General features: G+C 53.4%; 20 protein-coding genes. 13 read left to right on the top strand and 7 right to left on the bottom strand.

From position 1 onward, the window contains the following. Positions 1-272 precede the first annotated feature (272 nt). Positions 273-527, bottom strand: coding sequence for a helix-turn-helix domain-containing protein (locus J1781_RS20960; protein ID WP_129953855.1), 255 nt, complete (start codon positions 525-527; stop codon positions 273-275). A gap of 402 nt (positions 528-929) precedes the next feature. After that, positions 930-2,663, bottom strand: coding sequence for a bifunctional ornithine lipid synthase OlsF (locus tag J1781_RS20955; RefSeq protein ID WP_129953854.1), 1,734 nt, complete (start codon positions 2,661-2,663; stop codon positions 930-932). A gap of 199 nt (positions 2,664-2,862) precedes the next feature. Between J1781_RS20955 and J1781_RS20950 the strand changes: the two genes are divergently transcribed. Further along, a complete protein-coding gene (locus tag J1781_RS20950) occupies positions 2,863-4,083 on the top strand; it encodes an MFS transporter (protein WP_217234176.1) in 1,221 nt (406 codons plus the stop codon). On the opposite strand, the gene J1781_RS20945 is transcribed toward J1781_RS20950, so the two are convergent. The 3 genes from J1781_RS20945 to J1781_RS20935 all read right to left on the bottom strand — a co-directional run bounded on the left by J1781_RS20945 (position 4,080) and on the right by J1781_RS20935 (position 7,086). After that, complete coding sequence (locus tag J1781_RS20945; RefSeq protein WP_129953853.1) at positions 4,080-4,589, bottom strand: GNAT family N-acetyltransferase; 510 nt, start codon at positions 4,587-4,589, stop codon at positions 4,080-4,082. The two genes, J1781_RS20950 and J1781_RS20945, sit on opposite strands and share 4 nt — an antisense overlap. Positions 4,590-4,975: 386 nt before the next feature. Continuing rightward, complete coding sequence (locus tag J1781_RS20940) at positions 4,976-6,826, bottom strand: putative phage tail protein (protein ID WP_217234140.1); 1,851 nt, start codon at positions 6,824-6,826, stop codon at positions 4,976-4,978. A 41-nt stretch (positions 6,827-6,867) separates the two neighbouring features. After that, a complete protein-coding gene (locus J1781_RS20935) occupies positions 6,868-7,086 on the bottom strand; it encodes a hypothetical protein (protein ID WP_217234139.1) in 219 nt (72 codons plus the stop codon). A 235-nt stretch (positions 7,087-7,321) separates the two neighbouring features. On the opposite strand from J1781_RS20935, the gene J1781_RS20930 reads away from it, so the two are divergent. From J1781_RS20930 to gntR, 6 genes are all read left to right on the top strand, one after another. Then, entirely contained in the window at positions 7,322-8,017 is a 696-nt protein-coding gene (locus tag J1781_RS20930) for a pirin family protein (RefSeq protein ID WP_129991481.1), read from the top strand. 262 nt (positions 8,018-8,279) lie between these two features. Beyond that, entirely contained in the window at positions 8,280-8,603 is a 324-nt protein-coding gene (locus J1781_RS20925; RefSeq protein WP_014333474.1) for a PTS sugar transporter subunit IIB, read from the top strand. Beyond that, positions 8,600-9,928 carry a PTS sugar transporter subunit IIC gene (locus J1781_RS20920; protein WP_129953849.1) on the top strand — a complete coding sequence of 443 codons (1,329 nt, stop codon included), beginning with the start codon at positions 8,600-8,602 and terminating at the stop codon, positions 9,926-9,928. The genes J1781_RS20925 and J1781_RS20920 overlap by 4 nt, the downstream gene beginning before the upstream one ends. A gap of 42 nt (positions 9,929-9,970) precedes the next feature. Further along, a complete protein-coding gene (locus J1781_RS20915) occupies positions 9,971-11,353 on the top strand; it encodes a 6-phospho-beta-glucosidase GmuD (protein WP_217234138.1) in 1,383 nt (460 codons plus the stop codon). A gap of 13 nt (positions 11,354-11,366) precedes the next feature. Further along, positions 11,367-12,284 carry a LacI family DNA-binding transcriptional regulator gene (locus J1781_RS20910; RefSeq protein ID WP_129991479.1) on the top strand — a complete coding sequence of 306 codons (918 nt, stop codon included), beginning with the start codon at positions 11,367-11,369 and terminating at the stop codon, positions 12,282-12,284. A gap of 106 nt (positions 12,285-12,390) precedes the next feature. Then, positions 12,391-13,386, top strand: coding sequence for a gluconate operon transcriptional repressor GntR (gene gntR, locus J1781_RS20905; protein WP_129954170.1), 996 nt, complete (start codon positions 12,391-12,393; stop codon positions 13,384-13,386). Positions 13,387-13,516: 130 nt separating this feature from the next. On the opposite strand, the gene J1781_RS20900 is transcribed toward gntR, so the two are convergent. Further along, entirely contained in the window at positions 13,517-14,032 is a 516-nt protein-coding gene (locus tag J1781_RS20900; protein ID WP_129953846.1) for a gluconokinase, read from the bottom strand. Positions 14,033-14,278: 246 nt separating this feature from the next. Between J1781_RS20900 and gntT the strand changes: the two genes are divergently transcribed. Next, the gene (gntT, locus tag J1781_RS20895; RefSeq protein ID WP_129953845.1) at positions 14,279-15,595 is read left to right on the top strand and encodes a gluconate transporter; all 1,317 of its coding nucleotides are present in this window, start codon (positions 14,279-14,281) and stop codon (positions 15,593-15,595) included. A 62-nt stretch (positions 15,596-15,657) separates the two neighbouring features. Here gntT and J1781_RS20890 read toward each other — a convergent pair whose 3' ends face one another. Further along, positions 15,658-16,251 carry a YhgN family NAAT transporter gene (locus J1781_RS20890; RefSeq protein WP_013573548.1) on the bottom strand — a complete coding sequence of 198 codons (594 nt, stop codon included), beginning with the start codon at positions 16,249-16,251 and terminating at the stop codon, positions 15,658-15,660. A 381-nt stretch (positions 16,252-16,632) separates the two neighbouring features. Between J1781_RS20890 and asd the strand changes: the two genes are divergently transcribed. From asd to glgA, 5 genes are all read left to right on the top strand, one after another. Then, positions 16,633-17,736: an aspartate-semialdehyde dehydrogenase gene (gene asd / locus J1781_RS20885; RefSeq protein ID WP_129991478.1), complete on the top strand. Its 1,104-nt coding sequence runs from the start codon at positions 16,633-16,635 to the stop codon at positions 17,734-17,736. A 411-nt stretch (positions 17,737-18,147) separates the two neighbouring features. Beyond that, positions 18,148-20,331, top strand: a complete 2,184-nt coding sequence (glgB, locus tag J1781_RS20880) for a 1,4-alpha-glucan branching protein GlgB (protein WP_217221031.1) — start codon at positions 18,148-18,150, stop codon at positions 20,329-20,331. Beyond that, positions 20,331-22,355, top strand: coding sequence for a glycogen debranching protein GlgX (gene glgX, locus J1781_RS20875; protein WP_217221030.1), 2,025 nt, complete (start codon positions 20,331-20,333; stop codon positions 22,353-22,355). Before glgB ends, glgX begins: the two co-directional genes overlap by 1 nt. Positions 22,356-22,372: 17 nt before the next feature. Next, positions 22,373-23,650, top strand: coding sequence for a glucose-1-phosphate adenylyltransferase (glgC, locus tag J1781_RS20870; RefSeq protein WP_129953841.1), 1,278 nt, complete (start codon positions 22,373-22,375; stop codon positions 23,648-23,650). Between the two features lie 71 nt (positions 23,651-23,721). Next, the gene (glgA, locus tag J1781_RS20865) at positions 23,722-25,158 is read left to right on the top strand and encodes a glycogen synthase GlgA (protein ID WP_129953840.1); all 1,437 of its coding nucleotides are present in this window, start codon (positions 23,722-23,724) and stop codon (positions 25,156-25,158) included. Positions 25,159-25,192: the final 34 nt, after the last annotated feature.

The raw sequence follows: 25,192 nt of genomic DNA, 5'->3' as shown, positions 1-25,192 counted from the left end.
TAATTAAATATCCCCTGTGAATAAAAATTAATTATTTATTGATTCGATGGATGTATTAAACGGCAGGGGGTGTTGCACAAAAATGCCTCCCCGGTGCCGGGGAGGCATACGATACTGGCGGTTTTAAGCCGGCTTCCGAAAGGGGAATTACGCTTTCTGCATCTCCTGATGCACCGCAATATAACGCTCAAACTTCGCCGGTTTCGCAAAGCTCGGAGTCTTGTTTATACAGCGCCGGAATGCCGCCCCCGACTATTTAATGACTTCATTTTTTATTTTCTGAGCACTTTCCTGATCTCTGCGCCTCTGTGATCATAATATCGGCTCGGCCAGATTTGCGCAGGCACCAGGCCAAGTGCTTCTGCAATCAATAATTCGCCTTTCGGCCATGGGCGGGAAAGTGCGTTGGACAGTGTAGAGGAAGATAAACCTGCGGCGCGTGAAACGGCGGCAAGTGTGGTGCCTTTTTTACGTAGTCCGGCGATGATATCGGCGGAATGCCAATCTTCATATTGGTAGGTTTTCATTGCACACCTCCCCAAATGTGCGGGCTCGTTGAGCAATCGGGGAACGGTAGAAAGGTAGGATTATGAGAAACATGTTTCATGTTGCTTGTCCAAGTTAAGCAGTGATTACTACCCCTAAGAAGAGCTGCAATACTCTTTTGGGTGGTAGCCCAGACGGAGATTGCAGTACCGGCTTGGACCCCGGTCTGACCGAAGTCAGCCCCGCCTGAGCCACCATAGAACATCAGATAATTTCCGACGGATGTGACAAGGCTGCAACAGAGGATAGCTATATATTATCGCACTGTTGTTTTCCAAGCCGGGCTGCAATTCCCGGACTGCGGATGTGCCGCAGCCCGGGAATAATACAGTAACGACTGATCGCCTGCCAAACATCAAATCAAGAAGTTGCGTGATGCCTTCCTATAAATTTTCATGCATTGCATGCGTTTCATTTATCTGATGCACCGCAATATAACGCTCAAACTTCGCCGGTTTTAGCTGGCTGAGATCCACCAGCACTAACCCGTCGATACAGTTATTGAATTCAGGATCGCTGCCGAAATCAATGAACTGCACGCCGCCGGTTTCGCAAAGTTCGGAATATTGTTTATACAACGCCGGAATGCTGCAGCCGAGATTTGCCAGCAGGCGTTTCAGGCGTTGCAAATCTTCCTGATAATCATCGCCGCAAAACTGGGCTAACACGTCGGGCAACGACGCCGGATAGGGGCGCCGGGATGTCGCCAGCGGTAAGGCCGGAGAGAAATACAGGCGGTAAAACGCGACCAGTAAATCACGGGCGGGCAGCGGCATCCCGCCGGAAATCGATACCGGTCCGAACAGGTAGCGTGTCTGCGGATATTTCGCCAGATACGCCCCGATACCGAGCCACAGATAATCCAGCCCGCGTTTACCCCAGTAGGCGGGCTGAATAAAGCTGCGCCCGAGTTCGATACCCTGCGCCAGAATCGGGTCCATCTGATGGCCGTACTGAAACAGGCTCTGGCTGTAGATCCCGTTCAGTCCTTTGCTGGCGACTTGTTCTGCGGTCGGGATAAACCGGTATGCGCCGACAATTTCCAGCGCCTGCGGATCCCATAAAACCAGATGATAGTAATCGTCATCGTAGCCGTCGAGATCACGACGGCGTCCGCTGCCTTCGCCAACGGCGCGGAACGCAATTTCGCGTAGGCGCCCCAGCTCGCGCAAAATCGGCACAGTGTCTTCACCGTGGCGGCGATACAGGTAAATCATTTTGCCATCCGGCGTTTTGCCCAGCACTTCGCTGGCTTCCAGGGCGTGTTTCAAGACTGCACGGTCTTCCGCGCGGGCAATCGACGTCTCGGTATGGAACAAACCCGGTTTGCCGGCGCCGAGGCGGTAAAGATGTTTACGAAAACGCGCCGCCAGATCGCCCGCCTGCATTTGTCCGTCGTGCCAGCTGGTATAAGGAATGCGCGCCCCGATTTTAAGCGTCAGGCTATTGCCACGCTGACCAAACATTTCATGCACCAGTAAAAGCGTACTGAACGGGCGGTAAATCATGGAGCTGATATAAAACAACATGCTGTTACTGCCGCTGATATGCACCGGTACGACCGGCGCACGGGCTTTGGCGGCGAGGCGGATAAAACCGGTGTGCCATTTTCCGTCGCGCACACCTTTCGAACTCATGCGCGAGACTTCGCCCGCCGGGAAGACAATCAGCACGCCCTGATTTTCCAGATGTTCCTGCATCTGAGTGACCTGATTGCGTCGTGTGCGATTGCCCATATTATCCACCGGGATCATCAGGCTGCCGAGTGAGGACACCAGTGACAGCAACTGATTTGCCACCACTTTGACATCCGGACGCACCGACGCCACCGCATGCAATATCGCCAGTCCATCCAGCGTGCCAATCGGATGATTCGCCACGATAACCACCGGGCCGTAGCTCGGGATCTGCTCCCGGTCGCGCTCTGTCAGTTCACAGCGGATATTAAAATGCTCAAGCACCTGCTCGGCCATATCAATGCCTTTCAGGTGCGGATACTGATCGGCAAAACGGTGGAATTCTTTTTCGCGGAACAGGATTTTTAACAGACGGCGTTGCCAGGAAGGGGTTTTATGCTGCGGGTCGAGATCCTGAAACAGGGTATCCATGCTGAACATAGGATGTCCTCCGGTTGAAGTCTACCGACCATAATCAGCGCGCATGACAGTGATGTGTCACTTTGATGGCAGTACCGGGAAGCCTGAGTAAAACAGCGGTTCAATTTGTTGCGAAAGGACGCTATTACTAATAAAGTCAAATATTCCTTTACGGCTTCGTAACATGCCTGAACCCTCTTTTCGTGAGATGCAAATTTCCATGCCTGACGCTGCTTCGCCTGATTTAACGGTCACCCATCCGGCAAAGACCACGCTGCGAATTCTCTCCATTCTGGTATTTAATTTTGCCAATTATCTGACCATCGGCCTGCCGCTGGCGATCCTGCCGGGTTATGTGCACGAGCATCTCGGTTACAGCGCCTTCTGGGCGGGACTGGTGATCAGCCTGCAATATTTCGCGACGTTGCTGAGCCGTCCGTATGCCGGGCGTTATGCGGATAAAGTCGGGCCAAAAAGGGTGGTGATGTTCGGGCTGAGCGGCTGTCTGCTCAGCGGCGTGTGCTATCTGCTGGCGCTGGGATTTGACGCCGCGCCGGCGGTCAGTCTGGCGTTATTATGTCTCGGCCGCGTGATGTTGGGTGTCGGACAAAGTTTTGCCGGAACCGGTTCAACACTGTGGGGGATCAGCGTGGTCGGCTCCCTGCATATCGGCAAAGTGATTTCATGGAGCGGAGTGGTGACGTACGGCGCGATGGCGATTGGCGCCCCGCTTGGCGTACTGATTTTCAGTTTCGGCGGCCTGACACTGTTGTCGGTGTGCATCATGCTGGTGGCGCTGACGGCACTGGTCACCGCGTGGCGCAAGCCGCCGGTGGTCGCGAAAGCCTCAACGCAAATCCCGTTCCGGCAGGTGCTGGGGAAAATATTGCCTTATGGCATGATGCTGGCGCTGGCCTCGACCGGGTTTGGCGTGATTGCCACCTTTATCACCCTGTTTTACGCCGCGAAAGGTTGGCCGGGCGCAGCGTTTTCCCTGACATTTTTCAGTGTGGCGTTTGTCGGTATGCGGCTGTTATTACCCAACAGTATCAACCGTTTTGGCGGATTACGCGTAGCGCTGGTGTGTTTTGTGGTGGAAATTATCGGGCTGATGATGGTGTTTCTCGCCCCGACCGCGTGGGCAGCGATGGCCGGTGCTTTCATTACCGGCGTAGGCTTTTCGCTGGTGTATCCGGCGCTGGGCGTGGTGGCAGTCAAAAAGTTGCCGCCGGAAAATCAGGGCAGCGCACTGGCGACTTATTCGGCATTTCTTGATTTATCACTGGGGATTACCGGCCCGCTGGCCGGAATGCTGATGGCACAGGCCGGGATTGATGCGATTTATCCTGGCTCGGCGTTACTGGTGCTGATGGCAATGGCGCTGGTAGTGCGGTTGCTGTTACGTCAGCCCGCACATGAAACCAGCGCCTCTGCCGGTTAAGCCGGCTGCGGGATGCGGCGGATGCGGCCCATGTGCAGCGTATCCACCAGCTCGCCGTCGCGCATTGCGTAGCTCGGGCTAAGGCCTTCAACGCTGAAACCGAACTTTTTATACAGCCCGATTGCGGCATCATTATCGGCATAAACCGTCAGCTCGACGCGGATCACGTGCAACCATTTGTCACACAACTCAAGGGCGGCGGCAATCAGCTTGCTGCCGACGCCTCTTCCCTGAAATTGTGTATCCACACCAATGCCGAAAGTTGCCACATGGCGGCGTCGCCAGGGCTGCTCGACCATCAGGGTGAGGTTGCCCACCAGTTTGCCGTCGATGCACGCCACCAGCGCAAACCGACCCGGTGTGGCATTAGCAAGCCTGTCTGCCCATAGCGTGGCAGATGGATAAGGGAGTTGTAGCGTGTCGCTGTAAACAGGAACCTGAGCGTATAGGTGATGAAGCGCCTCTGCATCTGCGGCTTCAGCGTGACGAATGACTATTTCGCTCATGGCGACACTCCTCTTATGGTGGTTACCGTTTGAATATCCACCAGATTTATCAGGATTAGGAAAAGTGTCAATCGAATGTTGGATAAAAATAAAGCTTTACAAGTGCGAATGATAATGATTATTATTGCCATGCGTTCCGGGGATGGCCTCACACCAAGGTCAAACGGGTCCCCATGAATGCACGACATTGCTCACATTGCTTCCAGTATTACTTAGCCAGCCGGGTGCTGGCTTTTTTTTCTTCATATTTTGAGCTGTGGATGCGTTGGCTGCGTTCGCTCACCCCGGTCACATACTTGTGTATGCTCCCGGGGATTCGCTCGCTGGTCGCCTTTCCACAACTCAAACTATTTCGAAAAACCTTTCATATTTCTGGCGAGCCTGTTTCAGGCAAAAATCATATTCTGCTGCCATATTACCCGTTCTCCGGCGGGAGGCTGTGCAATGACAGCGCTGCCGGACAGGCGGTTGTTAAGAAACATCAATGAACCGGCGGGCTGTGAGGTGAAAGCAGTGAAATCCAATGTAGCCTGCACCATCGTCGAGGAAAGAATATCAATTTGCTTCGCCTCAGTGCCGGAAAGGACGAAACCGGCCTGATTAAACTGTGATGCCTGAACCGACAGCGTGGAGGATTTCAGGGTGAGCGGTGCAAATTCTGTGGTGGCATTAAACGTACAGCGGACAAAATTCAGCGGCGCGGTGCTGTCAAAAGCCTGCCCGTTGATGTCGTTAAATACCGTATCGGTAAAGGTGAGGGCGGTGGTGACGTTGCTTTGTACTACCGGTGCGCCGTCCTCCGGCAGGGAAAACTGGCACTGACGGATGACATTCGGGCGCGCAGCGCGTTGCGATGCCTGACTGATAATCAGCGTGCGGTCAGCGGTACAGCCGGTCATCTGCAAACCGTCGGCATTCACCCACAACATCCCGGACTGCGGGATAGTGTCGTTAGCCATCACCACAACATCTTCCAGCGTGAGTTCACTCACGCCGGTGCGTGCGACAAACCACGGGCAGACGTGTTTACGTACATTGATACGTTTGGCGCTGCCTCCCCAGGTCGCACCGGAATTGGCAAAAGTCATCAGGCCTGAGTTGCCGGTATAGGTGAGATCATGTTCGTACTGACCGTGGGTCACAAACGGCCCTTTTTCCGCGCTTTGTCCGCTTGCATGACAATTTTCGACCAGACAATACGCCGACGCCGTGAAATCATTTAAATGCCGCGCGTTGGCGACGCTGCAATCACTGACCTGGCCGTAAAGACAATAGATTTGCTGGGTCAGGTATCCGGCACCGCCAAAAGCTGTGTTCGGCGGATTGATGAGAGAACATTGCTTCGTAAGATAATGGGTATTCCAGCGGCGCATTACCACCGGCCAGAAGGAGCCCGTCGAATGGATACCTTCGACGTTGGCATACACCGCGTATTCAAACGCCACCGGATGGCTACCGGTGATCTGATCAGCACCCGCCCCAAAGAACTGTATATTTTTGACGGTGACGAATTTGACCGGTTCGACTTTCTGCCAGCTGATTATCCTGCCGGCCAGCAATTCCCAGCCGTTGTAATAATCAATCTGAATATGTGTGCTGTCAGGAATGGCGATAATTTCCACCAGCTTTTGCAGTTCCCGTTCTGCCGCGCCTTTCACCGCCGTCACCTGAACCGCATACCAGTCGCCCACCTGAAAAACTGACGAATCCGCTACCGGGAAAATATCTGTTTGCTCCTGTAACGTTTCCGTCTGCGTGAAGGTGACAGGCATGCCGGTCACCGTGCCCTGGAAAAACAGCACAGCAGCAAAGGGGTCATTGGCCGGTGCGCTGGCAATGCCTGTGGTGAAAATTCGGTTGTTCTGGAAATCCAGAACGAGGTCTGAACGTGAGAAGCGATGACGGCGCTGAAAGAGCAAATCTGAAAAAGCGAAGATCTGGCTGATGGCCGGGTCATTGACTAATGCATCCAGCGCATCGTCGGCGGGTTGATCAGCATTGAGAATACCGAAAGTGCGGAAATCGCCCACGCCCTGATGGATAAGCAGCCAGCGTCCAGTGTCCGAGTGGTCAGAACGGATGACGGTGCCGTTATTGGCGGGCAGAACGCAGTTTTTGTCCCAGTAATAATGGCCGCCACCGCCGTCACCGGCCTGAAAATAACCATTAACGAAGACATTATCATCTTGCCGTAATTTATAATCCTTCAGTGCCGATATACGATTTAACGTTTTCATGGGCGGATCCTTTTAAGGCTCAGGGTGAGCTTTTTACTTTGTTATATCTCCGTATTTTCAACCACAATATGTGGCCCTGTACGGCCTGGCACAACGGATGTGGTATTTATCATGATATTGTTCTGTTCAATAAAATAAGACGGACGGGAAAATGCCTTATCTGTGAATAACCGCTTACCGTGCGTGAATATCACGTGATGCGCCTGATAATGATTAATACCGCCGGTGATCCCTTCGATTAACTTGCAGCGCTTAATCATGATAATTTCCGGGAACAGAAGTCACATTAATTTACCTTAAGGAATTTATTCTTTGAGTATTGTACGGATAGGCAATTAAGCAACCGGCATAAGAACATTTGCCTCATCTCCCACAAATCCTTTGGATTGAACCGCCTGCATTTGTTCATATTTTTTGAACAGAGGAGTGAAGTTTTTACGCTTTCTTATTCTCAGCCGTTGACTAGACTAAAGAAAACATTGAGGAGAGTTGAACATGATCTACTTACGACAGGCACAAGAACGCGGTCACGCCAGTCACGGCTGGCTCGAAAGCTGGCACACTTTCTCTTTCGCCGATTATTACGATGCGCAATTCATGGGGTTCTCCGCATTGCGGGTGATTAATGAAGACTTCATCGATGAAGGGCAGGGATTTGGTAAGCATCCGCATAAAGACATGGAAATTCTGACCTATGTGCTGGAAGGCACCGTGGAACATCAAGACAGCATGGGCAATAAAGAACAAATCCAGGCCGGTGAGTTCCAGATTATGAGCGCCGGTACCGGGGTGACGCACTCTGAGTACAACGGTAACAGCGACCGTAAGCTGCACCTGTATCAGATCTGGATTATTCCAAATCAGAAAGGGCTGGAACCGCGTTACGAACAGCGCATGTTCGATGCGCCGCAGGGCCGCCAGTTAGTGCTTTCACCGGATGCCCGCGAGGGTTCGCTGAAGGTGTTCCAGGATATGGAGTTGTCCCGCTGGGCACTGAAAAAAGATGAGCAGTCGGTTTACCAGATACAAGCTGATCGCCGCGTGTGGATCCAGGTGGTAAAAGGCACCGTTTCCATCAACGGTAAGAAAGCCGGGCAGAGTGATGCGCTGGCTGTCTGGGATGAAACGGCATTGTCCGTTCATGCAGATGAAGACAGCGAAATCTTGCTGTTCGATCTGCCGCCAGTCTGAGGATTCATGGTTATTAAGGCGACTCCGGTCGCCTTTTTCTTTTGTATCAATGCCGCTCTCTCCCTTAGCCTCTTTCCCCGCTTTTGCATTGTTTAATTTTGCGCTTCGTGACGCCATTCACACCTGCAACAAATCCCCCGTCAAAATTTTGAGCCTGTTCGCACATCGAGGGTATAGCGATGGAAACCGGTTTCCATAACACCTCAAATACCCTCAGCAGGTTAAAACGGGCAGAACATAAATCATCGTGGAGTGAAGCAAAATGAAAAGAATCATGCTTTGTTGTTCAGCGGGGATGTCGACCAGTTTGTTAGTGCGGAAGATGAAAGAAGTGGCGGCGGAACGCGGAGAAGAGGTGCAGATTGACGCATTCGGTGCCAGCGAGTTTGATGAAAAATTCCGTGATTATCAGGTGGTGCTGCTCGGTCCGCAGGTGCGTTACATGCAGGCTGATTTATCTGCCAGAGCGGCAGAATTCAACATTCCGGTCGAGACCATCAACATGATGGATTATGGCATGCAGCGCGGTGATAACGTGCTCGACTTTGCCTTTGGTCTGATCGCACAGGAAGGAAGCCGCGTATGAGTGGCCTCTATCAGGCGATGGTTAACGTCATCGAAAAACATATCACGCCACTGGCCGGCAGTGTCGGTCAGCAGCGGCATGTGATTGCCATCCGCGATGGCTTTATCGCAGCACTGCCATTTATGATTATTGGCTCGTTCATGCTGGTCTTTATCTTCCCGCCTTTCTCGCCGGACACGACCATGAGCTTCGCGCGCGGCTGGCTGGACTTGTCGCTGAAATACCGTGAACAACTGATGTTGCCGTGGTATCTGAGCATGGGCGTCATGACGTTTTTCATTTCGGTAGGTATCGGTGCAAGCCTCGGTAAGCACTATAAGCTTGACCCGATCATGACCGGTTTACTGGCATTTATGGCGTTTCTGCTGGTGGCCGCGCCGTATCATGACAAACAAATCTCCACGCAATATTTTTCCGGCGAAGGTATCTTCACCGCCATTCTGACAGCGATTTATGCCGCTGAAGTGTATGCGTTGCTCAAACGCCGCAACATCACCATCCGCCTGCCGAAAGAAGTGCCGACCGGTGTGGCACGTTCATTTGAAATTCTGATCCCGGTGGTGGTGATTGTCGCCACGCTGCATCCGCTGAATCTCTTTATTCAGTCCACCACCGGCATGATTATTCCTGAAGCCATCATGCATTTGCTGGCACCGTTGGTCTCTGCATCGGATTCGCTGCCGGCGATTTTAATTTCAGTATTTATTTGCCAGGTGCTGTGGTTTGCAGGGATTCATGGCGCACTGATTGTCACTGGCATCATGAACCCGTTCTGGATGACCAATCTGGCGCTTAACCAGACGGCGTTACAGGCCGGTGCGCCATTGCCACATATTTACCTGCAAGGATTTTGGGATCACTATCTGTTGATTGGTGGCGTAGGGTCGACCTTACCGCTGGCGATTCTCTTGCTGTGCAGCAAGGCCGTGCATCTGCGTACTATTGGCCGGATGGGGGTGGTACCGAGCTTCTTCAACATTAACGAACCTATCCTGTTCGGCACGCCGATTATCATGAATCCGGTATTCTTCCTGCCGTTTACGCTGGTGCCGATGCTGAATGCTATTTTTGCTTACACCGCCACAAAACTCGGCTGGGTCGCGCAAGTGGTCTCGCTCACACCCTGGACAACACCTGCACCGATTGGTGCGTCATGGGCCGCAAACTGGGCATTCAGTCCGGTAATTATGTGCCTGTTCTGTATGGTGTTATCAGCCGTTATGTACTACCCGTTCCTGAAAGCCTATGAACGTACGTTGCTGAAACAGGAAGCGGAAAAAGCCACGGCACAAACGGCGGGCAATGCCGTGCCGGCAAACAGTTAAATATCAGTTAAAACGTACAGCTAACGGACAGCGAGGATAACGATGAAATACGCATTTCCAAAAGAATTCTGGTGGGGCAGTGCCAGTTCGGCGCCACAAACCGAAGGTGAATCCCTGAGCCACGGGAAAAGTGCCACGGTGTGGGATCACTGGTATTCACAGCAGCCAACACGCTTTCACAATGACGTCGGCCCGCAGGATACTTCAAAGTTTTATAAAAACTGGCGCGAGGATATCGCGCTGCTGAAACAGCTGAATCACAACACCTTCCGCACGTCGATTTCCTGGGCACGTTTAATTCCCAACGGACGTGGCGACGTGAATCAGGAAGCGGTCACGTTTTATAATCAGGTGATCGACGAAATGCTGGCGCAGGGTGTGCAGCCGTTTATCAATCTGTTCCACTTCGATATGCCGATGGCGATGCAGGAAATCGGCGGCTGGGAAAACCGCGACGTGGTGCAGGCGTATGCAAAATACGCCGATACCTGTTTTGAACTGTTTGGTGACCGGGTCAAGCATTGGTTTACGTTCAACGAACCGGTGGTGCCGGTGGAAGGGGGGTATCTGTATGATTTCCATTATCCGAATGTGGTGGATTTCAAACGTGCCGCCACCGTGGCGTATCACACCATGCTGGCGCATTCCCTGGCGGTAAAAGCTTATCGCGCCCGTGATCCCGGTGGCGAAATCGGTATCATTCTTAACCTCACGCCGTCTTATCCACGTTCGCAGAATCCGGCTGATCTGAAAGCCGCGAATATTGCTGATCTGATGTTTAACCGCAGTTTCCTTGATCCGGCGCTGCGAGGTGAATATCCGCAGGAACTGGTGGAATTGCTGAAAAAACACGGTCAGCTTCCGGCCTGTCAGCAGGGCGATAAAGAACTGCTGAAACAGGGCGTGGTAGATTTGCTCGGCATTAACTATTACCAGCCGCGCCGCATTCAGTGCCGCGACAGTATGGTTAATCCTGAAAGTCCGTTTATGCCGGAATGGTTCTTTGATAACTACGTCATGCCGGGGCGTAAAATGAACCCGCATCGTGGCTGGGAAATCTATGAGCAGGGCATTTACGATATTCTGACTAATCTGCGGGAAAACTACGGTAATCCGCGCTGTTTCATTTCCGAAAACGGCATGGGTGTGGAAAATGAACTGCGCTTTGAACAGGCAGGGCGGATTGATGATGATTACCGCATCGAATTTGTCAGCGGGCACCTGAAATGGTTGCACCGTGCCTTACAGGAAGGCAGCGGTTGTCTCGGCTATCACATGTGGACATTTATTGACTGCTGGTCATGGATGAATGCCTATAAAAACCGGTATGGTTTCATCCAGCTTGATCTGGAAACGCAGAAACGTACGGTGAAGAAAAGCGGCGAATGGTTTGCAGCAGTTTCTAAAAATAACGGTTTCGACTAACACAAGGAAAGACATGGCAAACATTAACGACGTTTCGCGGCTGGCGAAGGTGTCGAAAGCGACGGTGTCCCGTGTCCTCAGTGGCAGCCGCGGTGTCAAAGAAGAAAGCCGCCTGGCTGTGATGCAGGCGGTTGAAACACTGCAATACAAACCGAGTGTGATCGCGCAGTCACTGTCTACACAATCCACCGGTTGTATCGGGGTCATTTGCGCGACTGAAAACATCAATCAGTCGACCGGTTACCTCCACGCGCTGGAAAAAGAGTTGCGGCTGAATCAGAAATATTTGCTGCTGCGTTTTGCCACCGACGCGGCAAGTCTCAGGCATTCTGTGGACGAGATTGGGCGCGGCCTGTGCGATGCGATGATTGTGATCGGCGCACGCTTTCCTTTGCCAGCGCTGCCCGACAACGTCATTACCATTGATTGTCTGGATGCGGATTCTGCACGCAGTATTCATTTTGACCGCAGCTTTGCGGCCGAAACCGCCTGTCAGTATGTGCTGAAACAAGGGCGCAGACAGATTGCCCTGATTAACCCGGAAAATGATGATACGGCAGGTCAAATCCTGCAGGGATATCATCTGGCGCTGGAGAAATTCCTGCTGCCTTACGACCGCCGGCTGGTTCACAGCGGCTCACACGCACTGACGCAACTGCTGGCACAGAATGTGCCGTTCAATGCCCTGCTGGTGCCGGATGACTCGTCGGCACAGGACGCACTTCGTCAGCTGATGCATCACGGGCGCACTGTGCCGGGAAACGTGATGGTGTTTAGCCTCGACAGTACGTTGCCGCCGGGTGTTTCTGCCGTTCCGGCCATTGCCTATCCGCTGGAAACGCTGGCACAACGGGCGATGGCGCTGCTGACCGGCCAGTTTTCCGCCAACATCAGCGCGCCGGTTCGCGGCCAGCTCTCTTTACCTTCCTGACAAACCTCTCATGTCGCGCAGCAACGGATATCCGCCTGCGCGAATGTTTGCTAACATCACTCTCTGATCCTTTAACCTTTTCAGCGGCACCATCTCATTGATGAATATGAAGAAAAAAAGACCCGTACTCCAGGATGTTGCCGACAAAGTGGGCGTCACAAAAATGACGGTCAGCCGCTATTTGCGTAATCCTGAACAGGTTTCCGGCGCGTTGCAGGAAAAAATTTCAGCAGCACTCGATGAGCTGGGTTACATCCCCAACCGCGCCCCTGACATTCTTTCTAACGCTAAAAGTCGCGCTATCGGCGTGCTGCTGCCGTCACTGACCAATCAGGTGTTTGCGGAAGTGCTGCGCGGCATTGAAAGCGTGACCGATATTCATGGCTATCAGACCATGCTGGCGCACTACGGATACAGCCAGGAACGTGAAGAACAGCGTCTGACCTCGTTACTCTCCTACAATATCGACGGACTGATTTTGTCCGAGCGGCATCACACCGCGCGTACGCTGAAGATGATCGAAGTAGCCGGTATTCCGGTGGTAGAGATGATGGATTGCGTATCGCCTTGCGTGGATCTGGCGGTCGGTTTCAACAACTTTGAAGCCGCACGGCAGATGACCCAGCAAATTATCGCGCGCGGGCATCGTCATGTGGTGTATTTCGGCGCACGTCAGGACGAACGTACCCTTATTAAACAGCAGGGTTACGAGCAGGCGATGCGTGAATCCGGTCTGGAGCCTTACAGTGTGATGACCAGCCGCTCTTCCAGTTACAGTGGTGGTGCTGAGTTATTGCGACAGGCGCAAAAAGACTGGCCACAAATCGACAGTATTTTCTGTACCAACGATGACCTTGCGGCAGGTGCATTCTTTGAATGTCAGCGTCAGGGACTGAAAATTCCTTCACAAATGGCGATTGCCGGTTTTCATGGACACAACATGGGACAAACGATGGAGCCACCGCTCGCCAGCGTCCTGACGCCGCGTGAAAAAATGGGGCAAATCTCCGCCGAACGCCTGCTGGCGAGACTTCGCGGCGAAGAAGTGGTGCCGAGAATGGTGGATGTAGGGTTTACGATTTCTGCGGGCGGAAGTATCTGATTTCTTTGCGCCTTCCCCTCTCTCGAGGGGATGGCTGGGATGGGGTGTTGGTTTTGCGGATGACAGCGCTGCCATTAAGCCCCCCTCCCGACTTCCCCGGTCTAAACATCCCCCTTCGCAGGGGAAAGTCTTACTTCTGTACCGTCTTCAAAGCCGCAATACAGCGATCCACCACACCTTCAAACTTGTGATCGATATTTACGCGCAACACGTCCGGCTCGTCTTCGCCGGGTTCTTCGAGTGCTTCAAACTGGCTGCGCAGCAAATCGGTCGGCATGAAGTGTCCGGCGCGTGCTTTCAGACGTTCGGCAATCACCTCAAAACTGCCTTTCATGTAAATAAATACCATGCCTTCGTTGTCTTTACGCAGGGCGTCGCGGTAACGGCGCTTCAGTGCGGAACAGACAATGATGCCGGTTTCATTTTTATGGCGCAGGCTGTAAGCCGCGTCGTTGAGGCGTAATAGCCACGGTGCACGATCATCGTCGTTCAGTGGCGTGCCGCTGGCCATCTTTTCAATATTGGCGCGGGGATGAAGATCATCGCCGTCGATAAATTTCGCGTTAATTTCACGGGCCAGTGCCGCGCCGACGGTGGATTTACCGCTGCCTGACACGCCCATCAGAATGATGCTTTGTCCTGCCATAAGTATGATCTCTATCCCAAAATGAACATTTTGACTGCGTAGTGAGTCCTAATATTAGCATGTTACCGGTATCATGATACCGGTAACAAATGGAGATGTGACTAATATCACAAAGGAATGCACTGCTGTTTTAGCGGTCGCGGTCTGTACCCGTTGCACTGTTAATTCCTACAACATCTTGAAAACTAAAAATAATGCGTCACCCGGTTTTTAGCCATACCTGAGTGACAGCATAAGGGGAAGAATATGCCATTAGTTATTGTAGCGGTGGGTGTCGCACTGCTGTTGTTACTTATGATCCGATTTAAGCTTAATGGCTTCATTGCACTGATTCTTGTCGCGCTGGCGGTGGGGATTATGCAGGGAATGCCGGTCGATAAAGTTATCACCTCAATCAAAAACGGGGTGGGTGGCACGCTTGGCAGTCTTGCGCTGATCATGGGCTTCGGTGCCATGCTCGGTAAAATGCTGGCGGATTGCGGTGGTGCACAACGTATCGCGACCACCCTTATAGAAAAGTTTGGCCGTGAGCACATTCAGTGGGCGATTGTGCTGACAGGTTTCATCGTCGGGTTTGCCCTGTTCTATGAGGTTGGCTTCGTGCTGATGTTGCCACTGGTCTTCACTGTGGCGGCGGCAGCGCGTCTGCCTTTGCTGTATGTCGGCGTTCCGATGGCGGCCGCGTTATCCGTCACACACGGATTCCTGCCTCCGCACCCTGGCCCGACGGCAATTGCGACGATTTTCCATGCGGATATGGGCAAAACGCTGTTGTTTGGCTCACTGCTGGCGGTGCCGACCGTTATTCTGGCCGGTCCTGTGTATGCGCGTTTCCTGAAAGGTATCGACAAACCGGTGCCGGAAGGTCTGTTTAACCCGAAAACCTTCACGGAAGAAGAGATGCCGGGCTTTGGCGTCAGTGTCGCCACCTCCCTGGTGCCGGTCATTCTGATGGCGTTTCGCGCGCTCTGCGAAATGATCCTGCCGAAAGGCCATCCGGTGCTGGCGTATGCTGAATTCTTCGGCGACCCGGTGATGGCAACGCTGATTGCGGTGCTGATCGCTATCTTCACCTTTGGTCTGAACCGTGGCCGCAAGATGGAAGATGTGATGGCGACTGTGACCGACTCCATCAAAATCATCGCGATGATGTTGTTAATTATCGGCGGTGGCGGGGCGTTCAAACAGGTGCTGGTGGACAGCGGTATTGAAAAATACATCGCGGCTCTGATGCACGGCAGCAACCTGTCGCCAATCCTGCTGGCCTGGTCTATCGCAGCGGTTCTGCGTATCGCGTTGGGTTCTGCCACCGTGGCCGCGATTACGGCGGGCGGTATTGCCGCACCACTGATCGCCACGACCGGCGTCAGTCCTGAACTGATGGTGATCGCCGTCGGGTCCGGCAGCGTGATTTTCTCGCACGTCAACGATCCGGGCTTCTGGCTGTTCAAGGAGTATTTCAACCTGAGCATTGTCGAAACCTTCAAATCCTGGTCGGTGCTGGAAACCATCATTTCCCTGTGCGGTCTGGCGGGATGCCTGCTGCTGTCGATGGTCGTCTGACGGCAAACGGATAGCGTAAAAAAGGCGAGCCAGATGGCTCGCCTTTTTCATTTCTTCTGTCGCTAAATCTTCAGATACGCCCTGATCCCATCGAGGAACATCTGCGTCGAGAGCATGACCAGAATCAGGCCCATCAGGCGTTCGAGGGCGCTGACGCCTTTATCACCCAGCAGGCGCAGGAACAGGTTTGAGAGCAACAGGATTGCCATCGACATGCCCCACGCGATAAACAGCGCCAGCGTTAAGTGACTCATCTGGTTTGGATACTGGTGCGAAAGCAGCATCAGCGTGGCGAGAATCGACGGACCGGCGACCAGCGGGATCGCCATCGGGACGAGGAAGGGTTCTTCACCGGCAGGCAGTCCGCTGCTGCTTTTCTCTTCCGACGGGAAAATCATTTTGATGGCGATCAGGAACAGGATAATACCGCCGGAAATCGACACAGTTTCAGTGCGCAGATTCAGAAACGACAGGATTTTTTCACCGGCGAACAGGAAGATCAGCATCAGGATGAGTGCGATCAGCATTTCGCGGATCAACACCACACGGCGACGTTTCGGGTCGAGATGTTTTAATACCGACATAAAAATCGGTAAATTACCCAGCGGATCCATAATTAAAAACAGCAAAATAGTTGCTGAAATCATTTCGGTCATAACTACCTCAGAAAAAATGCCAGTTATATACCCGTCATACTTCAAGTCGCAGATGCGTTAACTGCGCTCACTCACGCCGGTCACTTAGTTGTCTAAGCTCCCCAGGCTTCCTGAGCTTGTCGCGTTACTCGCAGGGCCAGCGCAAGCGCTGTTCAAAAGCGGAAACTTTTGTCCTGCAACTCGAATTATTGAGGGTATAAGTTGCGCTGCTATTAAAAGCCGCACTATTGATTAAATTCACTTGCCACTTCTACTACATTTTGTAAGGTGGTAGACCCGCGCGTTAATGGGGCGCAGTGCATCAAAACAGGCACTCACTGAGTGCAAACGCGCGTTCAAGCCGTTTTAAGCAGTTATCACCCTCAGGGCAGGACAGATATTATGAAAAATGTAGGTTTCGTTGGCTGGCGTGGAATGGTCGGTTCTGTACTCATGCAACGCATGATTGAAGAACGCGATTTCGACGCTATCCGTCCGGTATTCTTCTCCACTTCTCAGCACGGTCAGGCCGCGCCTTCTTTCACGGGTCAGTCCGGAACCTTGCAGGATGCTTATGATCTGGACGCCCTGAGCGCACTGGACATTATAATCACCTGTCAGGGCGGCGATTATACCAATGAAATCTATCCGAAGCTGCGTGAAATCGGTTGGTCTGGCTACTGGATTGACGCAGCATCCTCTCTGAGAATGGAAGATGACGCGATAATCATCCTCGACCCGGTCAACAACGCCGTGATCCGTCAGGGCATTGATAAAGGCATCAAAACCTTTGTGGGCGGTAACTGTACCGTCAGTCTGATGCTGATGTCGCTCGGCGGCCTGTTCGCTCATGATCTCATCGAATGGGCGTCTGTCGCCACCTATCAGGCGGCCTCCGGCGGCGGTGCGCGGCACATGCGCGAACTGCTGACCCAGATGGGAATGCTGCATAACAGCGTGGCGAAAGAGCTGGAAAACCCGGCTTCCGCCATTCTGGATATCGAACGTAACGTAACGGCGCTGACCCGCAGCGGCACGTTGCCAACCGATAACTTTGGTGTTCCGCTGGCGGGTGGTCTGATCCCGTGGATCGATAAACAGCTCGACAATGGCCAGACCAAAGAAGAGTGGAAAGGTCAGGCGGAAACCAACAAAATCCTCGGTACTTCCAGCATTATTCCGGTAGATGGGCTGTGTGTCCGTATCGGCGCGCTGCGCTGCCACAGCCAGGCGTTTACGCTGAAACTGAAAAAAGACGTGTCGGTGCCGGAAATCGAACAGATACTGGCTTCGCATAACGACTGGGTTCGTGTGATCCCGAATGACCGCGAATTATCGATGCGTGAACTGACGCCAGCGGCAGTCACCGGCACCATGAACACGCCGGTCGGCCGTCTGCGTAAACTGAACATGGGCCCGCAATATCTTTCAGCGTTCACCGTCGGTGACCAGCTGCTATGGGGCGCGGCAGAACCTTTACGACGTATGTTGCGAATTCTTCTGTAATCCGCCGCCAGGTTGAAAACTGCCCTGTTTTCTTCACGATGACTTCTCACGGGACACCAGCACGGTGTCCCGTTTTTAATTCTGCCATCATTCTCTTCCCCCTTTATCCGCCTTTTTCCAGCGCAACTCTCTGAATTTCATTTTGTGAAAAATTCATTGGTTTCTTCACGCTGATTTTTCGAACCTTTGTCTATGCTTAGTAGAAGAGCTCTGCCTCTTTGAGAAGCTGAAATAAGCACTTATTTGGAAATTGTGACCGTAAGCGTGATCACGCACCTTTTGGCAAAACTGAAACATAGCCGGATCACAAAGCGGCGATAAAAAGGGGAGCACACTAGGATCACGTTTCGCATTGAATACTTGACTGATTTTATTGGATTTATTGATTTAATTAATCATAGGACGTAATACATGTCTGTACTTCCCGATCAGCACGTCATTAATCAAATCATATCTGGCCACTACGCTGATCCTTTTTCTCTGTTGGGAATGCACTCTGTGGCTGCCGGGCTGGAAGTACGTGCCCTGTTGCCGGATGCGGATCAGGTCTGGGTCATTGATGTAGAAAAAGGTAAACAGGTGGCAGAACTGCGTCGCTACGACGACCGCGGTTTCTTTGTCGGCCTGATCCCGCGCCGTAAAAATGCGTTTCGTTACCAGCTGAAGGTCCGCTGGGGCGAGAATCTCCAGGTGATTGATGACCCGTACCGTTTCGGCACGCTGTTGCAGGAACTGGATATCTGGCTGCTGGCAGAAGGCACACACCTGCGGCCTTACGAAAAACTCGGCGCGCATCTGCAAACGCTGGACGGCGTCGAGGGGGTGAGTTTTGCCGTCTGGGCACCGAACGCCATGCGGGTTTCCGTGGTCGGTGAATTCAACTTCTGGGACGGCCGCCGGCACCCGATGCGTCAGCGCCGCGAAAACGGTATCTGGGAACTCTTTATTCCCGCTGTCCGCGAAGGTCAGCTGTATAAATTCGAAATTATCGACTGCCGCGGGCAGGTCAGCTTGCGCGCCGACCCTTATGCTTTCGAGGCGCAGATGCGTCCGGACACCGCTTCGTGCGTACGGAAATTACCCGACGTCGTGCCGCATTCAGAAAGCAGAAAGAAAGCCAATGCGCTGAATCAGCCGGTTTCGGTATATGAAGTGCACCTGGGTTCATGGCGTCGTCATGCTGATGATAATTTCTGGCTGAGCTATGGCGAACTGGCCGAGCAACTGGTTTCTTATGCTAAATGGATGGGCTTTACGCACATTGAACTGATGCCGGTCAATGAACATCCGTTCGACGGAAGCTGGGGTTATCAGCCGCTTGGTATGTACGCGCCGACCCGTCGTTTCGGTACGCCCATGGAATTTAAAGCCTTTGTCGATGCGGCGCATAACGCCGGGCTGAACGTGATTCTTGACTGGGTGCCGGGACATTTCCCAAGCGATGCCTACGGTCTGGCACAGTTTGACGGCACCGCGCTGTACGAATATGCCGATCCGCGTGAAGGCTATCATCAGGACTGGAATACGCTGATTTATAACTACGGTCGCCATGAAGTGCGTAACTACCTGGCAGGCAATGGTTTTTACTGGATTGAGCGGTTTGGTATCGACGGCCTGCGTGTCGATGCAGTGGCTTCCATGATTTACCGCGATTACAGCCGTAAACCCGGAGAGTGGATCCCGAATTATTACGGCGGACGCGAAAACCTGGAAGCCATTTCTTTCCTCAAATACACCAACCAGACCATCGGACGCGAACTCGGTGGTGCGGTGACGCTGGCAGAAGAATCGACCGATTATCCTGGCGTCACCATGCCACCGGATGCCAACGGGCTGGGTTTTCATTACAAGTGGAATATGGGCTGGATGCACGATTCCCTGACCTATATGCAGCTTGATCCTGTTCACCGCAAATATCATCACAATCTCATGACATTCGGCGTCCTTTACGCCTACAGCGAGAACTTTATCTTGCCGCTGTCGCACGACGAAGTGGTGCACGGTAAGAAATCCTTGCTGGATAAAATGCCCGGCGACGTCTGGCAGAAATTCGCTAATCTGCGTGCCTACTACGGTTTTATGTGGGCGCACCCGGGCAAGAAACTGCTGTTTATGGGCAATGAATTTGCACAAGGGCGTGAGTGGAATTTCGACGCCAGCCTCGACTGGCACCTGCTCGACGATCCGACCAGCTGGCACAGCGGCGTACAGCATCTGGTACGCGACCTGAACCTGGTCTATCAGGCTAACGCGCCGTTATATGAGCTGGATTACAATCCCCGTGGCTTCGAATGGCTGGTGGTCGACGATCATGAAAACTCGATTTTCGCCTTTGCCCGCCGTGACGAACAGGGCGGTGAAGTGATCGTCATCAGTAACTTTACGCCGGTCCCGCGCGAGCATTATCGCATCGGTATCAGCCGTCCGGGTCGCTATCACGAAATCCTCAATACAGATTCGCATTACTACCGTGGCAGCAATGTCGGCAACGGCGGCGATATTTACAGTGAGAATATCAGCCATCATCAGCGTGACCATTCGATCAGCGTGACCATTCCACCGCTGGCGACGGTTTATTTGCGAAGGGAGGCGTAATGAAACAGCCCGGTCCCGGTCTGCCCGCGCCTTTTGGTGCGCATCTCAGAGATAACGGCGTCAATTTTTGCCTGTACTCCGCCCATGCGGAAAAAGTGGAGTTATGTCTTTTTGATGAGACCGGCAGTGAGCAGCATCTGCCCCTGACCGGGCGAACCGGCAACCTCTGGCATGGATTTGTGCCAGATCTCAAAGCCGGGCAGCGCTACGGTTACCGCGTTTACGGTCCATTCGATCCCCTAAAGGGCCACCGGTTTAACCCGAAAAAAGTGCTGATTGACCCGAGCGCCCGCGCGATTGACGGCGTACTGCTCGACAACGCACGGTTCACCGGCGGCACCAGTGCTCCGGACGAGAAAGACAGCGCCGTGGTTGCGCCTAAGTCGGTGGTGGTCGCCGGAAATTTCGACTGGGGTGATGATAAACCCCCGGCGAAACCCTGGGGCGAAACGGTGATTTACGAGGCACATGTCCGCGGCCTGACGCGCCAGCATCCGCATATTCCGGCCGCCATACGCGGCACCTATGCCGGGCTGGCACATCCGGTGATGCTTGAATACTTGCAGCATCTGGGCATTACCGCAATAGAACTGTTGCCGGTGCAGCATCATGCCGACGAACCGCGCCTGCAACGCCTCGGACTGAGCAATTACTGGGGCTACAACGTGTTGGCGCCTTGCGCTGTGGATCCGCGTTATGCCAGCGGACTGGGCGGTGTATCGGCGCTGAATGAATTTAAATCGGCAGTCAAAGCGCTGCACCAGGCGGGTATCGAGGTGATCCTGGACGTGGTGTTTAATCACAGCGCCGAGCTGGATATCGACGGTCCGTTTATTTCTTTTCGCGGCATCGACAACGCCAGCCTGTACTGGCTCAACGACGACGGCTCTGACAACAACATGACCGGTTGCGGTAACACAATGCGGCTGGTGGATGAGGAGATGATCGCCTGGACAATCGACAGCCTGCATTATTGGGTACGCGAATGTCACGTTGATGGGTTCCGCTTTGATTTAGCGACAGTTCTCGGCAGAACGCCGGAGTTTTCCGCTCAGTCACCGCTGTTCATGGCCATTAAGCAGGATGATGTTCTCTCAAAAATCAAACTGATTGCTGAGCCGTGGGATATCGGTACCGGCGGTTACCAGCTGGGGAATTTCCCGGCACCGTTTGCCGAATGGAGTGATGTATGGCGCGACAATATGCGTCAGTTCTGGCTGCATGGCGATCTTGCCCTCGGTCGGTTTGCCGGGCGTTTTGCAGGCTCTGCCGACACGTTCATCCCGGCACAGCGTGAACCTTACGCCAGCATCAACATGCTGACGGCACATGACGGCTTCACGTTGCGCGATCTTGTCAGTTTTAACCACAAACATAACCAGGCTAACGGTGAAGAAAACCGCGACGGCCATAACGAAAATTTCAGCCAAAACCACGGTCAGGAGGGGCTGGAGGCGCCTGATGACATATTACAGCAGCGCCGTCTCAGCCAGCGGGCCTTGCTGGCGACGCTGTTTTTATCACAGGGTACACCGATGTTGCTGGCCGGTGATGAACTCGGTAATAGCCAGTCGGGTAATAACAATGCTTATTGCCAGGACAATCCGATGACCTGGCTCGACTGGGAAAGCGCAGATGAAAGCCTGATGGCCTATGCCAGCGCACTGATTGCGCTGCGCCGGAAAATTCCGGCACTGACGCAAAACCGCTGGTGGCAGGAGGGCAGCGGGGAGGTGCAATGGCTGAATCAACAAGGGCAACCAATGAGTCCCGGTGACTGGGAGCAGGGTCCGCAGCAGTGGCTGCAAATCTGCCTGTCACAGCGCTGGTTGGTTATCGTTAATGCCTCACTGCACGAGGTGGATTTGCACCTGCCGTCGGGAAACTGGCAGCCGGTGGCACCGTTCAACAGCGTGCTTTTTGATGAGGAACCCCGGCGTGTCATGGAAGGCTCGCAATGGCGGGCGGCAGCAAAAACCCTCTGTGTCCTACAAGATTTCACTCCACAGAGCCGGTCATTATAAAAATGAAGGAGTCAGATATGGCGACATTAGATAACCGGGACCCGGTCATGCTGGCAAGACAGTTGCCGCTGAAATCCGTGGCATTAATCCTTGCCGGGGGACGGGGTTCAAGGTTGAAAGATTTGACCGCAACCCGGGCAAAACCCGCCGTTCATTTTGGCGGGAAATTCCGCATCATTGATTTTGCCCTGTCAAATTGCCTGAACTCTGGCATCCGCCGCATCGGCGTAATCACACAATATCAGTCACACACGCTGGTTCAGCATATCCAGCGTGGCTGGTCTTTCCTCAATGAAGAAATGAACGAATTTGTGGATTTACTCCCGGCGCAGCAACGCCACAGTACCGAGCACTGGTACAAAGGGACCGCCGATGCGGTTTATCAGAATCTGGATATTATCCGTCGTTACAAGGCCGAATTTGTGGTGATCCTGGCGGGCGATCATATCTACAAAATGGATTACTCACGGATGCTGATCGACCATGTGCAGAAAGGCGGTGAATGTACCGTCGCCTGCCTGGAAGTACCGCGCGCCGAAGCCAGTGAATTCGGTGTTATCGGCGTCACTGAGGATTATCACATCACCAGTTTCGTTGAAAAACCCAAAGACCCGCCGCCGATGCCCGGCAATCCCGATATGGCGCTGGCGAGCATGGGCATCTACATTTTTAATGCAGATTATCTGTTTCGCATGCTTGAAGAAGACATGGCGAGTGAAGAGTCGAGCCATGATTTCGGCAAAGACCTGATCCCCAAACTGACCCGTCAGGGCGTTGCCCGTGCGCATCCGTTTGGTCTTTCCTGTGTCACGCAAAACGATGAGGCGCCGCCGTACTGGCGTGATGTCGGTACGCTGGAAGCTTACTGGCGCGCCAATCTGGATCTGGCTTCCGTCACGCCGGAGCTGGATATGTATGACCGCGACTGGCCGATCCGGACTCATATGGAGCCGCTGCCGCCCGCCAAATTTGTACAGGATCGCTCCGGCAGTCACGGCATGACCATGAATTCACTGGTAGCCGGTGGTGTGATTGTTTCCGGTTCGGTGGTGGTGCATTCCGTACTGTTCCCGCGGGTACGGGTCAATTCTTTCTGCAATATCGATTCGGCCATCATCCTGCCGGATGTGAATGTCGGTCGTTCATGCCGTTTACGCAAATGCGTCATTGACCGCGCTTGTCAGATCCCTGAAGGCATGGTGATTGGTGAGAATGCCGAGGAAGACAGCCGGCGTTTCTACCGTTCGGAAGGTGGCGTAGTGCTGGTGACCCGCGCAATGCTGGCGAAGCTTTAAACAGACGATATTAATACGAATTTTCGTCATCCTGGTGAGCGCCGGGATGACCGGGATAATCAGGAGCGCGAATGCAGGTTTTACATGTTTGTTCTGAGCTGTTTCCGCTATTAAAAACAGGCGGCCTTGCGGATGTCGCCGGTGCATTACCCGCCGCTCAGATTGCGGAGGGCGCGGATGTCCGCGTACTCATTCCGGCTTTCCCTGACGTCAAAAAAGGGCTGGGGGAAACGCAGGTGATTGGTACGCTGGCCACCTTTGCCGGGGATGTCACCCTTTCACTGGGTTATTTTGATGGCGTGGGTATTTATATTATTGATGTACCGGGATTGTATGACCGTCCCGGTAGCCCGTATCACGATCAATCGTCGTTCGCCTATCCGGATAATCATTTGCGCTTTGCGCTGCTGGGCTGGATGGCCTGTGAACTGGCCCTGAATTTCGATCCGCAGTGGCGGCCTGACATTGTCCATTCTCATGACTGGCACGCCGGGCTGTGTTCCGCCTATATCCGCGCCCGCAATGCGCCCGTTCGGACGATTTTCACCGTACATAATCTGGCGTTTCAGGGATTGTTTGGTGCACATCATCTCGATGAGCTGTATATCCCGCGCGAGTTCTTTCAGATGCACGGGCTGGAATTCTATGGCCAGATATCTTTTCTGAAAGCCGGTCTGTTCTATTCTGATCACGTGACGACCGTCAGCCCGACGTATGCAAAAGAAATCACCCGTCCCGAATTTGGTTACGGCATGGAATCTTTGCTGCTGGAACGTGAAATGCAGGGGCGACTGACGGGGATCCTTAACGGGGTCGATGAAGCCATCTGGCAGCCACGTGATGACGTGTTGCTGTCGGCACGCTACGATGCGGAGGATTTACGCGCCAAAGCGGTCAATAAAGCCTATCTGCAAAGGGCGATGGGACTGGATGTTGATGATTCGCGTCTGGTGTTTGCGGTTGTGAGTCGTCTGACCAGCCAGAAAGGGCTGGATCTGGTGCTTGAAGCCTTACCGGACTTGCTCGAACGCGGGGGCCAGTTAGCGCTTTTGGGCGCGGGTGATGCGGTGCTGCAACAGGCATTTCTGGCGGCAGCGGCAGATAATCCGGGGCAGGTTGGCGTGCAACTTGGCTATCACGAAGCGTTTTCCCACCGTATTATCGGTGGGGCGGACGTCATTATGGTGCCAAGCCGATTTGAACCTTGCGGTTTAACCCAGTTGTATGGCCTTAAATACGGCACATTACCGCTGGTGCGCCGCACCGGTGGGCTGGCTGATACGGTGGTCGATTGTGCGCTGGAAAATCTGGCCGACGGAACAGCCAGTGGTTTTGTCTTTGAAGAAGCAACGGGGAAATCGCTGGGAAATGCGATCCGCCGGGCATTTGTTTTGTGGAGCCGACCGAAACACTGGCGACACGTCCAGCAACACGCCATGGGTATTGATTTCGGCTGGAAGGTGGCTGCACAGGAATATATTGCCCTGTACAACCGCCTGCTGTCCTGACCCTGAACGCAGCTAACTTGATCGGGAATGTAAC

This window comes from Rahnella perminowiae, assembly GCF_019049695.1.
Taxonomy (GTDB): Bacteria; Pseudomonadota; Gammaproteobacteria; order Enterobacterales; family Enterobacteriaceae; genus Rahnella; species Rahnella perminowiae.
Note: the sequence above shows the minus strand (reverse complement) of the source record. Positions and strands in the feature narration are given on the sequence as shown.